Raw genomic sequence first — 13530 nt, 5'->3', positions numbered from 1 at the left:
GGTGTGCGGGTGGAGCGCAGAGCGGGGGGTGTGGCCGGCTTTGTCGGGACACGCGCGCGCCGCGCGCGCGCGGCCGGGGGGGCCCCCACGGCGACCTGTTGAGGCCGCCGGGTCGGACGTCTGTGGGCGACCGTCATGGCTGCGTGGGGAGAGGTGAGAAGGAACTCAACCGCTGGGCTGCTCACGGCAGCCAGCCTTTCAGGAAACTGGGCCCTCCGTTGATCAGGATCGCCCTACCGCTACAAGCCAACGGGACGCCCACGATGGCTGGGCGCTTGAGTCGGGGGGCGTCGGGCATCCACTGAGACTTGCATTCCCCACCGGGGCCGGTTCCCCTGACGGGTGACTGCGGCTGCGCGCGGGGTGTAATCCCTTCAATGGGCGTGCTCCGCAAACTGATGCCGTCACTGCTCCGGGTGCCTTCGAGCCACCCCGCACGTCAAGAGCGATGGCCGGCCAGCCGGCTACATGATCCCCTTCCACTTCCACGGCGGCGCCCCGACCCGCCCGCGCAGACAATCGACCCGGTGTTGCGCCTCCTCCTGCCAGTCCGCGTGGGAGGCGGCGTGCTGCGCTGCGTACGTCGTCATTCGCAGCTCCCTCACTCCCGCGAGGAGTTCGTACCCCTCCCACTCGGTCACGTCCGTGCCATAGGCGTCGCAAAACTCGCCATACTCGGCAGTGGACACCGCGCCGGTCGTCGTGAGCTTCACCGCAGTTGAGACGAGGTCCCACTCCGGTGGGCCGAACGAGGCACGCTCGAAGTCCAAGAGAACCGGTCCATCCTCGGTGACCGCGACGTTACCCACCCATGCGTCGCCGTGGACCACACACTCCGGCAGACCGCTGGGCCGCGATCCCCATCGGTTTCTGAGGTTTTCGAGGCGGTCGCGCAGCCACTGCCGGTCGTCTTCATTCAGGGTGCTCGATGCGTCGATGCGGTCGGCGACGCGGACGAACGGGTCAAGGCAGCCAAGATCGAGGTCCGGCTTAGGCAGCGCGTGAAGCTGCTTGAGGAGCTTCACGACATCGGCGACGGTGCCACTCTCGTGCGGCGGTAGCTCCTGCCAGAAGGTGACGGGGTGACCGCCGGCCGCGGTGATGGGCTGCTGCACGTCGAGCGCGCGGACCGCGGCGACGTCATTGCGTTCGAGCCAGCGGGCCACCTCGACTTCGCGCACAGCAGCAGCGTCTTGCCCGGGCCGGGCAACGCGGGCGACCTTCCCGCCAGAGAGGCGCCAGATGGCGTTCTCAGCACGACGTATGGGCTCAGCCCCCGTAACGTCAAAGCCCGCGGTTGCGCATGCGTCTTCGAGAACGGCGCGGTCGATGGGCGCAGGTGCGGTCATGACGGCACCGTAGCGTCGATGCGCTCTCGCAGGTTCGCGGCTCCTGTGACGCCCCGGTGCCGGGCCGCAAACTGGGACAGTTCCCGAAGGTCGTCGGCCGCTCTGCGAGAGGTCAGCTTCCCGACCTCATCAAGAGCAAGATGACCGAGGGCAACCGCCTTGTGCGGGTCGCCCTTCGCCATGTTCAGCGACGCCCACTTCGTGCGGGAGATAACGCGCGAGCGCGCGAACGCCTTGCCGTGTCCGTCGACGGCGATCTTGAAGCGTTCGGCGGCCCGGCCAGGATCCTGTCCCGCGCGGATGGCCAGGTCGTAGAGGGCGTGCGCGGTGTCACCGTGGTGCTGGGCGTGGTCGTAATATGCCATCCATGGCGGATCTTCGGCCGGATTTGAGTGCTCGAACGCGGTATCAGCGTCGCCCACGGCCATCAGCGTGTTGCTGACGTCGCCCATCTTCCCGAAGGCCCGGGCGCGGGCTGTGTGCAACATCGCGCGTTCGGTCGGCGTGATCCGGTCCGACCGCACCAGCCCCTTCTCCGCGTCGGTGAGGCCGGTGTCCGGATCTCCTGTCCAGATCGCCTGCCGGGCCATAAAGCTGTACGTCTTGGCACGCAGGTGCCAGTTCTTGCCCTCCTCGGCGCACTCCGCCGCCATCCTGAAGGAGACCCGGGCGTCGTCGTGTGCGTAAGCGTCGAACTGGCTCGCTCCGACGACTAGGCCGAGTCGGGCCACCGCAGACAGGAGGTGCGGTCGTAGGGCCGGGGGGCACTTCACGGGCAGCAGGCGTACTGCCCAGGCCATCGATCCGTTGGCGATCTCAGCGACGAGCCCGCCCCCGCCATGTGCGTTGTCCATTGCGTGGATGTGGTCTGCCGCTTGTTCCAGGAGGGCGATGTCCCGGAGCCGGATCTCCTGGGGGATCTCTGGCTGGGCGGTCGGGGTGACGAGGCTGATGAGGTCTACAGGTGCGAGGGCGGCTAGGCCGCCAAGGAGCAGAGCGCGACGGTCCACAGGGTCGAGGCTTTCGCTTGGAGTTGTCGTACTACCTCTGCCCAGGATGCGGCCCTCGTGGACCTGAACGGTCGCCTCCACCCTCGTGGGGGCCTCTTTCTCGGAATTCGGAGCCTGCTTATCGGAATCGGCGGGCCGGAAGGCCATCGGCCAGGCCCGCTCGAACAACCCCGCTGTCTCGAAGACCTCGTCCAGTGCCTTGGCCAAGTCGAGGCGGCAGCTCGGGTACTTACCCGTCTCCACGGCATAGATGACGTCCTCGCTGACCTGCACCAACTTGCCCAGCGACTTGGCGGACATACCACTGTCCTTGCGGAGACGGCGCAGTTCATCACCGAACCACTTCTGCGGTGACACGCCGGGTGTGGACTGCTTCTGCGACCGAGGCATTAGGGGCCCCTCTGTCCATCGGAATCCGAAAACTTCGTCTCTCGGAACCAGCATCTGCACAGCGACCTTCGCAACTGACTCAATGGTTGCTGTCTGGTTCAACACCAGTACACACCGCAACACGAACCCGTTGGTGAGTTTTCGTCAGACGAGGTGGATCCGTGACTGCAGACCTTCTGGACGCTCCGCAGACCATGGCTGCCGGCGCCTGCGCGGCCACCCGCAGCCGCCCCGGTGTGCTGGAGATAGACCTTCAGCTGACGCCCACCGCCGTCACGCCCGTGCGCGGGATCGTCATCGCTCACCTCGCTCTGTGGGGCCTGGCCGCCTGCGAATGGCAGGTCGGCCTCGCCGCGTCCGAACTCCTCACCAACGCGTTCAAGCACGCCCGACCGACCGACCAGTCGGCGGTGCACGTACGGCTCGTGCTGTCCCGCACCCCCGGCGGTCTCTTCCTGGCTGTCAGCGACCCCGAAAGGCGGCACCCGAGCCTCATCGAGGCCGGTGACGACGACGAAGGAGGGCGCGGTATCGCTCTCCTCCAGGAGATTGGAGAGGGGTTCGGCTGTTCCAGCAACGACCGCGGCAAGGACGTGTGGATCACTTTCGCGACGCCCTAGATCGCCCAGGTCCCCGGCCCGACCGCTTCTCTCCCCCAAGGACTCGACAAGATGCAACCCGCAGTGACCGCACCGGTCCAGGGCGAAGTGCCGATTACCTGGTGCGCCCTCCGCATCGCCGCAAGCAGGCCGTAATGACTGCTCTTGGAACCGCCACCATTGAGGAGTTACGGCGATCGGGTCTACCGGCGCTCCGACGCATCACGCCAGTAATTGGCCAGCATCTCGCTGGGCCAGGCCGGCTGGCGCACGGCGCCCCGGGGTCCCATTTCCTGGAAGTACGGGGCCAGGTCCACGACCGGTGTCCCATCCACCGCGTCGAGATCCGTCACCAGGAGGTCGCGGCCTTCCACTCCGAGCAGCCTCGGGTAGCTAATCGCAAGTTGGTTGGGGCGCCGGTGGTTTCGGTGGACGAAGGTTCCGGTCGCCGGCCACTGCGCGTTGCCCCGGGGGCTGCGGGCGTGGAGCTGGACGTCCTCGGGCTGCGCCAGGTGAAAGCGCCACGTCACCGTCAGGTGGGAGAACTCCTCGATCCCTTGGAGGGTTTCGAGGGGGTACGCCTCGTTGAGTCGGATCACCGACTGGACCCCGCCCTGGAAGTCGTCCTGAACGCGAGTGTGGCCGCCGACGACCGTTGCGATCGATTCGACCTCGTACGTCGTCACCGGTACTGGTTCCTCTCCCTTGGAGACGCGGATCCACGAGCTGCCGTGGTGTGCCACGAGCCCGTGTCGAGATCAGCCTATGGCCCGCAGCATGTTCCGTGCCCGGTGGTCCAGTTCGGTGACGTGGCGACCGCCGCGTTGCCGGACGGGCGAGAGGTCGCTCTGGATGCGGACGATGACGTCGCGGGCACGGCCGGACTGGACACCCATCATGGCGTCCAGCGCCTGGCTCCACGTAGCGCATGCCTCGTCGAGGCGGCCTTGCTCGACCTGGACGGCGCCGAGGTAGCCGAGCGTGACGCTGTGGGTGCGGGCGTACTGCTGGGGTCGGCGGGTAGCAACGCTGCGCTTGAAGTGGATCTCCGCATCGAGGGGCTGGCCCATGTCGCGCAGAGCGCAGGCAGTCTCGTGGGCGAGGGAAGCGTCCTGGAAGAAGCCAACGCGGGCCGGCGCTTCGTTGGTGTCGGCGCGGGCGAGGTCCCGCTCTGCGCGACTGATGGCGGCGAGGGTGCCAGCCCGGTCACCGTCGGCCGCGAGTGCGCGTGCGTGGACGATCGCCAGCAGAGCCTTCTCCCGATGGCTGGCCTGGCCGTAGCGGTCGCGGGACATCGAGGCGTCGGCCAGGGCGAGCGCCCTGCGTGGATGCCCGAGGTCTACTGCCTGGTGAGCGAGGGCGCGCAAGACGTGGCCGCCGAGCGGTCCGTCTCCGGCTTCCGCCGCGATCCGGGCGGCGATGGTGAGGTAGCGCTGTGCGGTGCGGTGTTCGCTGGCGTCGAAGGCCATCCAGCCGGCGAGGTAAGTCATCTCTGCCACGGCCGAGTACGTGTCGCGGCGGAGCTGATCCGTGCGGAATCTACCGCCGAGCAGCGGCACCGCTTCGTCGAGCAGATGGCTGGCAAGGGCCTTGCGGCCAGAGGCGCCGCCTCGCTGCTGATCACGCGCGGAGTAGTAGACCGTGAGGTCGCGGACGTCGTCGATGTCCACCTGGGTAACCGCGCGCAGCGATGCCGGTCGCCGGTTCGCCGCTGCGGCAGGGGCGCCTGCCCACCACGAGGCGGTGGGCAGGGCGAGGCCGGCCGCGGAGTAGGCGGCGGTGGCCAGCAGCTTGCGTCGGTGCATGTCGAGATCGTCGCTTCCCAGCTCGGCCAGTGCGGTCAGAGGGTCGACGCTCCAGTCGGATCCGGTGTCGGTCGTGCCTGTCGGCTCTTCTTCCAGCCCGAGGTCGGCCAGGGTGAGGCGGCGGCCGAGCCTGCGGGACAGCGTCTCGCGCAGGATATGCGGCGCCCTGCCACTCGGCTTCGTGCCGAGGACCCACATGGAGATGTGCGAGCGGGAGATCGCCTCCAGCTCACGTACTCCGCACTCCGCGGCCACGCGGGCAACAGCGGCGGCTGCTTGCGGCTGGGACCAGCCTGCTTCGCGCAGGAGTGCGGCGAGGGCGACGTTGCGTTCACGGGCCATGGACTGCCCCTCGGTTCCGAAATGATCTTTGGCGCCTTTGGCGGCCTTCCTGGCCGCGCAGGCATACCCCTCGGACGGATTTCACGGTTCGCTCAACGTAGCTGCCAGATCACTCACTTCGCACGCCAGCCGTCGGCTCCGACCGGCGATCTCGGCTCACTTTGGCCTGATCCGAACAGGAGTTGTGTCATGCGCCTTTCGCTGGACCCTCGCCGAGACGGCAGCCAACTCGTGGGCGGGCGCGGACGGCGAGCGCCCGTCACCGGGGCGCCGGCGCCGGAGCGCGATCACGTGGTGGCCGCGTCCGAGACGGTGACGCTGGTGCTGGGCGAGGATTCGCCACTGCCCGAGAGCGCTGCCGATGTGGAGGACCTCGTTCGCCTTCTGCGCGGCCACGTTGCCCAGTTGGGCGCACGGACCGCTCCGGGGATTCCCTCCCTGCTGCGCGCGCAGCAGCTCTGCTCCGACAGCATGCCCGAGGACTACGTGCCGAGCCGGGTGTACCTGGTCAGGCTCGCCGAGGCCACCCGAGAGTTGATGGCTTACGTGGAACGCAGCGATCCCGGGCCGATCAGTGTGGAGGGCAGGCGGCGTTGGCCGAGGCCGACGGTCAACGTGCTGCGCGGGGCCGTCTTCGCCCTCGCCCTGGCCTGTCTGGTCTTCGCCGCTTCGGTGCCGCGGACATGACGGTGACCGGTGCCGTCGTCATCGCTCTGATCCTCGGGCCGACGGCCTGGCTGGTGCTTCGCGGCGAAAGGGCGGCCGGTCCGGCTCGAGCCGTCGAAGACCTGCCGCCGCCAGGCAACGCTCCCCCTCAGCCCGGTGCCCACCGACCTGCCTTCTGCCCACCGTTTCCCGGCCGCTGCGGCGGCCCCGATACGACCCCGGATCCGCGGGGCTCACGGAGATCCACACGATGAATCGCCTTCCGCGTATCGAGCAGTACGGCCTGATCGGCGACACGCAGACCAGCGCCCACGTCTGTGACGACGGTTCGATCGACTGGCTGTGCCTGCCTCGCTTCGATTCGCCGGCCGTCTTCGCCGACCTGCTCGGCACGCAGAAGCACGGCTCCTGGCAGATCGCACCGGCCTCGTCCGCAGGCCGGTCCGGCTCCGGGACGGTCGCTGAGCGCCGGTACCGCGGTGACTCGCTCGTCCTCGAATCGGTGTGGCGCACCCCGACGGGTACGGTCCGCGTCCTGGACTTCATGCCGTCACGCGACGGCACCCCGCAGGTGATCCGGATCGTCGGGGGCCTGACCGGCGAGGTGGAAATGGTCTCAGCCATGCGTCCGAGGCCGGGATACGGCAGCGTCAGCCCCTGGATCCACGAGGTCGGTGGGCGCATGGTCGCGGAGGCCGGCGCGGACGCGCTGTGGCTCGACACCTGCGTCCCGCAGGTGGAGAAGGACGGCGTCGTCGTGAGTGCCTTCGCCATCGGCGCCGGGCAGAGCGTGGCGTTCGTGCTCAGTTGGTGCCCGTCCCACGCAGCGGCGCCCGACGTTCCCGACCCGGAGGCCGCGCTCGCCGAGACGCTCGCGTTCTGGCGGGACTGGACGCAGGAATGCGCCTACGACGGGCCCTACCGCGAGGCCGTGGTCCGTTCCTTGATCGCTCTGAAGGCGATGACCTACGGGCCGAGCGGCGGGATCGTCGCGGCGCCGACGACGTCACTGCCCGAGGAGATCGGCGGCGACCGGAACTGGGACTACCGCCTCACCTGGCTGCGTGACGCCGCCACGACCCTCGCCGCACTGCTGGAGACCGGGTACCGGCAGGAGGCGCAGGCATGGCGGCGATGGCTGTTGCGTGCGGTGGCCGGCGATCCGGAGAACCTGCAGATCATGTACGGGATCAACGGGGAGCGTGATCTGCGCGAGCGGGAGCTGCCTTGGCTTCCCGGATACGAGGGATCAGCCCCAGTGCGGGTCGGCAACGGTGCGGCGGACCAGCTGCAGCTCGACGTGTACGGCGAGGTGATCGAGACCCTTTACCTCGCGCACGAGAGCGGTGTCGCCCACTGCGCCGACACCGCGGTGCTGCACCAGCGACTCATCGAGCAGCTGGAGCAGCGCTGGCAGGAGCCCGACGAGGGAATCTGGGAGATCCGCGGGGCACGCCGGCACTTCGTCCACTCCAAGGTGATGGCCTGGGTAGCGGTCGACCGCACCATCCGCCTGGCCCAGGCCGGCGCCCTCAACATGGACCTGGCCCCTCTGATCGAGCTGCGGGCAACGATCCACCACGAGGTCTGTGCCAAGGGCTTCGACCCGGCGCGCAACACCTTCACCCAGTCCTACGGCTCGCGGGAACTGGACGCCGCCACGCTGCTGATCCCCCTCGTCGGCTTCCTGCCGCCCGACGACCCGCGCGTCGTCGGCACCGTGGACGCGGTACGCCGTGAACTGTCCACGCCGGACGGGCTCGTGCGCCGTTACCCGACCCTCGGCGACCGCACAGGGGTGGACGGCCTGAAGGGCGATGAGGGCGCCTTCGTCCTCTGCTCCTTCTGGCTCGTCGATGGGTTGGCCCTTACTGGCCGCCTCGACGAGGCCCGTTCCCTGTTCGAGCGCCTCCTGGCGCTGCGCAACGACCTCGGGCTCCTGGCGGAGGAGTACGACCCCGTCCAGCAGCGTCAGCTCGGGAACTTCCCGCAGGCGTTCAGCCACATGGGCTTGATCCAGAGCGCCAGGCTCCTTCAGCGCCTGACGACAGGGCCGTCCCACCACCGCGGCACGGTCGCGGTTCCGGCGCCCCACTCGACCTCCCGCAGCACGCGCCAGACCTGCGCAGACCTGACGCCGCAGCACGCTTAGCCACCCACCCCCTGACGAGGATTCCCATGCCTGACAGCGCCTTCCCGGCACGGCCGGCCGCTACCGGCCACCGCAGACAGCGGCCCCCGGTCGACGCGATCACGCTGCACCGTGCCCGCCGCGCCGTGGCACTGCCCTTGGTACTCCTTGCCGCGTTGCTGGTTGCCGCCTTCACGCTCCGGTCGGTGTCCGCGGCAGGCTCCGGCTGGATCTTGGCCGGCGTGGTCTGCGGACTGGCCGGGGTCGCCACGGTGGCGGCTCGTGAAGCGCGCACCGCCGCCGGAGCCGTGCAGACGGCCGCGGAGGAGGCCCAGGCAGCGGCGCTGACGACGGTTGTGGGGGCAGCAGCGGCCGTGGAGAAGTCGGTGCAGTGGTCGGCGGACGAGCTGTGTCGCGGGGGGCGCCCGACGCTGCAGGACCCGCAGGCTCCGCCATCGGTTAGTGCGAACGCCGGGATCAACAACGCGCTGGGTGCACTCCAGGTGCGGGCCATCGCCTCGCTGGTACGGGTGCACGACGAGTCCCAGTCCGTCGTCCTTCTGGAAGTTCTGTGCCGCCTTGCCATGCGCGAGCACGCGTTGGTCGGCAAGGCGCTCTTGGCGCTGAGCGAGCTGGAGATGCTGACCGACGACCCGGAACTGCTGGCCAAGATCTTCGAGATCGATCACCTCGTGACGCGGATGCGGCGCCAGGTGGAGAGCACGGCGGTGCTGGGCGGGCAGTCCCTGCGCAGCGCACGCCGGCCCGTTCCCGTCACGACCGCGCTGCGCGGTGCGGTCTCCGAGGTCGTGCAGTATCCGCGTGTGGCCGTCGCGGCTGGGTCCGTGGGCGCCAAGCTGGGCCTTCCCGGCCACGTGGGTCCGGACCTGACGCACCTGCTGGCGGAGCTGATCGAGAACGCTTGTGAGTGCTCCGATCCGGCGACGAAGGTGATGGTGCGTGCGCAGCGGGTGGCGAACGGGCTGGTGGTCGAGGTCGAGGACCGGGCCATCTCCATGAATCCGCAGACGCGGGCACAGATTAACCACCTGCTCAAGGCTCCCGACGAGGTCGACGTGAGCGGCCAGGTGCGGGCGGGACAGCTCGGGCTGCTGGTCGCCGCGAAGATCGCCCAGTCACATGGCCTGTCCGTCGTGCTGCAGGAGAACGTGACGGGAGGCACCACCGCCCTGGTTGTCATTCCGGCGCGGCTCCTCGTCGCGATTGCCCCCGTGGAGGACGCCGGCATGCGCCCCAGGGTGACTCGCGCCTCCAGTCCGTCGGCGCGGCAGGCCGCCGCAGCACCAGCCGTCCCGTCGTCAGGGCAGGCCACGCCCCCGGGCCCCGCCGGCGCATTGGGAGCCGGAGCGGCAGGTCACCCTGCGGGAGTGCCCGCCCTTCCCACCCGTACGCGTCAGGCTGGCGCGTTCCGTCCACCCCGCGAGCGTGAGCAAGCGCCTGTGACCGCGGCGACGCCAGGGCTCGCAGCCGCCTTCCGTACCGGCATCCAGGCCGGCGGCACCGCCGCCTCTCCCCCTGCTCCGGATGAGCGACCCAGACCCTGAACCACCCCCTCCCCCCCGCCGTTCCCGCTGGCCCGCTCGCATGCGTTGGCCCCTTCCCCTTCTGGAGCGATCCCCATGAGCACCCACCCCGAGACGCACACCGTGACCGGCGCGCCCGCATCCGAGACCGCCGCGAGCGGTCAGCGGGACGACATGGCCTGGCTGCTGCGTCAGTTCGCCGCCGACGTCCCGGGCGTCACGCACGCCGTGCTGCTGTCGCGGGACGGGCTGCGCCTGCTGGACAGCGACGTGGACAAGGACTGGGCGGACGAGCTGTCGGCCGCCATCAGCGGCGTCGCCTCCCTCGCGGCGAACATCACCGGCCCCAGCCACCAGAAGCGGCCGGCCCGGCAGGTCATCATCGAGCGAGATGACTGCCTGTTCTTCGTCCAGAGCGCCGGGCGCAGCGCCGCCTTTGACAACCGCCCCGGCAACGAACGGGGTGAGGTGGAGACGATCCTCGCCGTCATCGCCACCACGGACGCCGACGCGGGCGCCGTCGGCTTCGAGATGGGTCGCCTCGTGGCGAAGTTCGCCCCCTACATGTTGATTCCCGTCCGCGTCGGCACGAGCGGCGAAGTCCGGTGACCATGCACGGCCGTGCGGCCGAGGAGTCGACGTTCGTGCGGACCTACACCCTGACGCGCGGGCGCACCATGCCACGGCATCTGCTCGGTCTGGACACCGTGCTGGAAGCCGGACCGGGAAGGCCCGGCCCTGCCCAGGCCGAGGAATGCGACGAGATCTTCGCCCTGTGCCGGGAACGCCGCCGCTCGGTGACCGAACTGGCGGGCCGCCTCGGCCGGCCTGTCACCGCCGTCAAGGTCCTCGTCTCCGACCTGCTGGACGCCGGCGCCCTGGTCGTCCCCACCGCCCCCTACACGGCATCCGGCTCGGACTCGGATGCCGGTCCCTCCACCCAGCTGCTGGCGGCCCTTTCCGCGAGCCTGAAGAGGAAGTGGCCCGATGCCATCGCCTACCCCCAGGCCGGATGACCCGGCCATGGTCCTGCGTCCTTCGCCGCGCCCGCCCGCCGGCGTCGCTCCGACCGTGCTGAAGATCGTGATCGCTGGGGGCTTCGGCGCCGGCAAGACCACCGCCGTGGGCGCCGTCAGCGAGATCACGCCGCTGAGCACGGAGGAGTACCTCACCGAGGCGAGCGCGGACGTGGACAGCCTGGCGGGCATCGAGGCCAAGCAGACCACCACGGTCGCCTTCGACTTCGGCCGCCTGAGCCTGCCCGACGCGGGCGTGCCCCTGGAACTGTTCCTGTTCGGCACGCCGGGCCAGGACCGGTTTGTCGACCTCTGGTATGACCTCTCCCGCGGCGCTGTCGGCGCGGTCGTCCTTGTCGACACCCGCCGGCTGGAGAGCTGCTTCACCCCGGTCAGCTTCTTCGAGGACGTCGGCCTGCCCTTCGTCGTCGCCGTCAACCAGTTCGACGGAGCGCACCGCTACCACCCCGAGCAGGTCCGCACCGCCCTCGAACTCCCCACCACCGTACCGGTGGTCACCTGCGACGCCCGCGACACCAACCACGTCGCCAGCGTTCTGCTCACCCTCGTCGGCCACGCCGTGAACAACGCCTCCACGAGCCGCTTAGGCCACGCACCCACTACCACTCTCCAGGACGCCTGATGTCACAGCACCCCAGCGACCCCTGCCGCACACCGCAGGCCGCACCGTCCGCACGGTCCCTGCCGCGACGCGACATGCGGGACGCCACCCGCGGACCGTTCACCCCGCCCGCCGCCATCACCAGTCGGCAGACCCAGCACGCATCGGAGCTGGCGCAGCGCTACGAGCTGCTGAACCGCCTGGGTGTTCCCACCGTGGCCAACGAGGACTTCGACGACCTGGCCCGCGACATGGCGGCGCAGGCCGGGTTCCTGTACGGGTTCGTCAACCTCTTCCTGGAGCAGCAGACCTTCGTCGGGCTGCACCAGCCGCCGGTGGACAGCGGGTACGTCATCGTCGGCCGCACCATGAGCCGCGACCACGGCTGGTGCCCGGAGGTCATGGACCGAAGGAAGGCCCTCCCGCTGCACGACGTGCACGCCAGCCCCCGCTTCAGCGGCAACGCGGTGGTCGACGCCGTCGGCATCCGCTCCTACTTCGGCGCACCCCTCATCCACGACAGCGGCACCGTGCTGGGCACCGTGTGCGTCATCGACCCGGAGAAGCGGCCCCTGGCCGAGGCGCGACGACTGCGGGACATCGTCATCAACGCCAGTGCGCAGGTGATGGACCACATCGCCCGCGCCCCCGTCCGCTAGACCGTTCCACCCCCCACCCGCTCCGCGTTGCGACCTTCACCCAGGGAGAGGGAGACCATGTCCGCCACACCTACCGCACCGCCGCCTTCGCTGCGTCCCTACCTCACCGCCCGCCACGACCTGCTCTGGCAGGAGGCAGACGCCTTCGCGGCCGAACACAGCGCGCCGCGCGCTGCACGGATGGAGGCCGCCCCAGGCAAGGTGGAGCGCAAGGCCGCCGACCTGATGGCCGCCCGGGGCTGGTTCGCCGTCACCGTCCCGGCCGCCTTCGGCGGACTCGACGACGGGCACGTGGCCAAGACGATCCTGATCCACCGCATCGCGCGAGTCTCGGCGGCTGCCGCGGCCATCCTGCAAGCGACCCTGATCCCCGTCGGCGCCCTGATCCACTTCGCCACCTACGAGCAAAAGGGCCGCTGGCTGCCTCGGGTCGCTGACGGCTCCCTACTGCTGTCGATCGCCGTAACCGAACCACTCGCCGGCGGACACATCGGCGGCATCGCAACCACCGCCGAACGCACCGGCCACGAGTGGGTGATCACCGGCAGCAAGATCCACATCGGCAACAGCCACCTCGCCGACGCCCACCTCGTCGTCGCCCGCACCTCCGGGCCCGGCGTGAGCACCTCCCAGGCACTGACCGCGTTCATGGTCGAAGCCGACCGCCCCGGCCTGTCCGTCCCCGGCCACCAAACCGCTCTCGGCCTGCACGGCTTCTCCGCCGGCCGCCTCGACCTCGACCACGTGCGCGTTCCCGAGGACAACATGGTCGGCGAAGTCGGCCAGGGCCTGGCCGTGGCCCAGAGCAGCAGCATCCTGTACGGCCGCCCCAACCTGGCCGCTGTCAGCCTCGGCATCCACGAGGCCGTCGTGGAGACCACCACCACGCGGCTCAAGACCCACCCCCGCTACCGGGGCACCCTGTCCGACCTGCCCGTTCTGCGGGACCGCGTCGGCGCCATGGAGGCCCGACTGCGCGCCGGCCGGATACTCGCCTACCAGGCGGTGCACCTTCTCGACCAGGGCCTGCCCTGCGACGCCGACCTGATCAACTCCAAGTACCTCGGCCACCAGTGGGCCGCGCAGTCCGCCCAGGACGCGATGGAGCTGCACGGCGCCCACGCCCTCGACGGCGAGTACGTCCTCCAGCGCTTGTGGCGCGACATCCAGCACACCTACCCACCGGCCGGCACCGGCGAAATTCAGCGAATACGCCTGGCGGACGCCGCTTTCGACGAGGACCACATCCAGTGGTCCGAACGCCTGGCCGCCGAGGCCGCTTGGGCCCGCCACGGCCCGGCCGCCGCCTAGACCCCCGGGGGGGGGCCCCCCCGGAAAACCCCCCCCCCCCCCCCGGGGCGGGGGGGGGGGGGCGCCCCGCCCCCCCCGCCGGCGCG

13 protein-coding genes are annotated in these 13530 nt (G+C 70.0%); 9 read left to right on the top strand and 4 right to left on the bottom strand.

Translation table 11 applies throughout. The features are described from left to right. Window positions 1–464 precede the first annotated feature (464 nt). Both ACFWR9_RS14110 and ACFWR9_RS14105 read right to left on the bottom strand, forming a co-directional pair. Window positions 465–1349, bottom strand: coding sequence for a phosphotransferase family protein (locus ACFWR9_RS14110; protein ID WP_383840626.1), 885 nt, complete (start codon window positions 1347–1349; stop codon window positions 465–467). Then, entirely contained in the window at window positions 1346–2749 is a 1404-nt protein-coding gene (locus ACFWR9_RS14105; protein WP_383840717.1) for a helix-turn-helix domain-containing protein, read from the bottom strand. The genes ACFWR9_RS14110 and ACFWR9_RS14105 overlap by 4 nt, the downstream gene beginning before the upstream one ends. 161 nt (window positions 2750–2910) lie before the next feature. Here ACFWR9_RS14105 and ACFWR9_RS14100 point away from each other — a divergent pair, with 161 nt between their 5' ends. Continuing rightward, on the top strand, window positions 2911–3369 hold the full coding sequence (locus ACFWR9_RS14100) for an ATP-binding protein (protein WP_383840623.1): 459 nt from the start codon (window positions 2911–2913) through the stop codon (window positions 3367–3369). Between the two features lie 182 nt (window positions 3370–3551). Here the strand turns inward: ACFWR9_RS14100 and ACFWR9_RS14095 are convergent, their stop codons facing one another. After that, window positions 3552–4034: an SAM-dependent methyltransferase gene (locus ACFWR9_RS14095; RefSeq protein WP_383840620.1), complete on the bottom strand. Its 483-nt coding sequence runs from the start codon at window positions 4032–4034 to the stop codon at window positions 3552–3554. A 72-nt stretch (window positions 4035–4106) separates the two neighbouring features. Further along, the gene (locus ACFWR9_RS14090; protein WP_383840617.1) at window positions 4107–5495 is read right to left on the bottom strand and encodes a Tat pathway signal protein; all 1389 of its coding nucleotides are present in this window, start codon (window positions 5493–5495) and stop codon (window positions 4107–4109) included. 189 nt (window positions 5496–5684) lie between these two features. Between ACFWR9_RS14090 and ACFWR9_RS14085 the strand changes: the two genes are divergently transcribed. From ACFWR9_RS14085 to ACFWR9_RS14050, 8 genes are all read left to right on the top strand, one after another. Beyond that, a complete protein-coding gene (locus ACFWR9_RS14085; protein ID WP_383840614.1) occupies window positions 5685–6182 on the top strand; it encodes a hypothetical protein in 498 nt (165 codons plus the stop codon). 229 nt (window positions 6183–6411) lie between these two features. Then, window positions 6412–8313 (top strand): glycoside hydrolase family 15 protein, encoded by a 1902-nt coding sequence (locus ACFWR9_RS14080; RefSeq protein WP_383840611.1) that lies wholly within the window; start codon window positions 6412–6414, stop codon window positions 8311–8313. 26 nt (window positions 8314–8339) lie between these two features. Next, window positions 8340–9857, top strand: coding sequence for a sensor histidine kinase (locus ACFWR9_RS14075; RefSeq protein WP_383840608.1), 1518 nt, complete (start codon window positions 8340–8342; stop codon window positions 9855–9857). A gap of 75 nt (window positions 9858–9932) precedes the next feature. After that, window positions 9933–10445 (top strand): roadblock/LC7 domain-containing protein, encoded by a 513-nt coding sequence (locus tag ACFWR9_RS14070; protein ID WP_383840604.1) that lies wholly within the window; start codon window positions 9933–9935, stop codon window positions 10443–10445. Then, on the top strand, window positions 10442–10852 hold the full coding sequence (locus ACFWR9_RS14065) for a DUF742 domain-containing protein (RefSeq protein ID WP_383840602.1): 411 nt from the start codon (window positions 10442–10444) through the stop codon (window positions 10850–10852). The genes ACFWR9_RS14070 and ACFWR9_RS14065 overlap by 4 nt, the downstream gene beginning before the upstream one ends. A 7-nt stretch (window positions 10853–10859) precedes the next feature. Then, a complete protein-coding gene (locus ACFWR9_RS14060; protein ID WP_383840599.1) occupies window positions 10860–11495 on the top strand; it encodes an ATP/GTP-binding protein in 636 nt (211 codons plus the stop codon). After that, a complete protein-coding gene (locus ACFWR9_RS14055; RefSeq protein ID WP_383840596.1) occupies window positions 11495–12133 on the top strand; it encodes a GAF domain-containing protein in 639 nt (212 codons plus the stop codon). Before ACFWR9_RS14060 ends, ACFWR9_RS14055 begins: the two co-directional genes overlap by 1 nt. 57 nt (window positions 12134–12190) lie before the next feature. Next, on the top strand, window positions 12191–13444 hold the full coding sequence (locus tag ACFWR9_RS14050; protein WP_383840594.1) for an acyl-CoA dehydrogenase family protein: 1254 nt from the start codon (window positions 12191–12193) through the stop codon (window positions 13442–13444). The last annotated feature ends 86 nt before the right edge of the window (window positions 13445–13530 follow it).

Source organism: Streptomyces sp. NPDC058534 (assembly GCF_042717365.1).
Lineage (GTDB): Bacteria > Actinomycetota > Actinomycetes > Streptomycetales > Streptomycetaceae > Streptomyces.
The sequence above is the reverse complement of the archived record's forward strand: the minus strand, read 5'-3'. Positions and strand labels throughout refer to the sequence as shown.

Coding starts and splice junctions, on each gene's coding strand:
- ACFWR9_RS14105 (WP_383840717.1), bottom strand. CDS start 2,749: ATGCCTCGGTCGCAGAAGCAGTCCACACCCGGCGTGTCACCGCAGAAG.
- ACFWR9_RS14050 (WP_383840594.1), top strand. CDS start 12,191: ATGTCCGCCACACCTACCGCACCGCCGCCTTCGCTGCGTCCCTACCTC.
- ACFWR9_RS14060 (WP_383840599.1), top strand. CDS start 10,860: ATGGTCCTGCGTCCTTCGCCGCGCCCGCCCGCCGGCGTCGCTCCGACC.
- ACFWR9_RS14070 (WP_383840604.1), top strand. CDS start 9,933: ATGAGCACCCACCCCGAGACGCACACCGTGACCGGCGCGCCCGCATCC.
- ACFWR9_RS14085 (WP_383840614.1), top strand. CDS start 5,685: ATGCGCCTTTCGCTGGACCCTCGCCGAGACGGCAGCCAACTCGTGGGC.
- ACFWR9_RS14075 (WP_383840608.1), top strand. CDS start 8,340: ATGCCTGACAGCGCCTTCCCGGCACGGCCGGCCGCTACCGGCCACCGC.
- ACFWR9_RS14110 (WP_383840626.1), bottom strand. CDS start 1,349: ATGACCGCACCTGCGCCCATCGACCGCGCCGTTCTCGAAGACGCATGC.
- ACFWR9_RS14090 (WP_383840617.1), bottom strand. CDS start 5,495: ATGGCCCGTGAACGCAACGTCGCCCTCGCCGCACTCCTGCGCGAAGCA.
- ACFWR9_RS14055 (WP_383840596.1), top strand. CDS start 11,495: ATGTCACAGCACCCCAGCGACCCCTGCCGCACACCGCAGGCCGCACCG.
- ACFWR9_RS14080 (WP_383840611.1), top strand. CDS start 6,412: ATGAATCGCCTTCCGCGTATCGAGCAGTACGGCCTGATCGGCGACACG.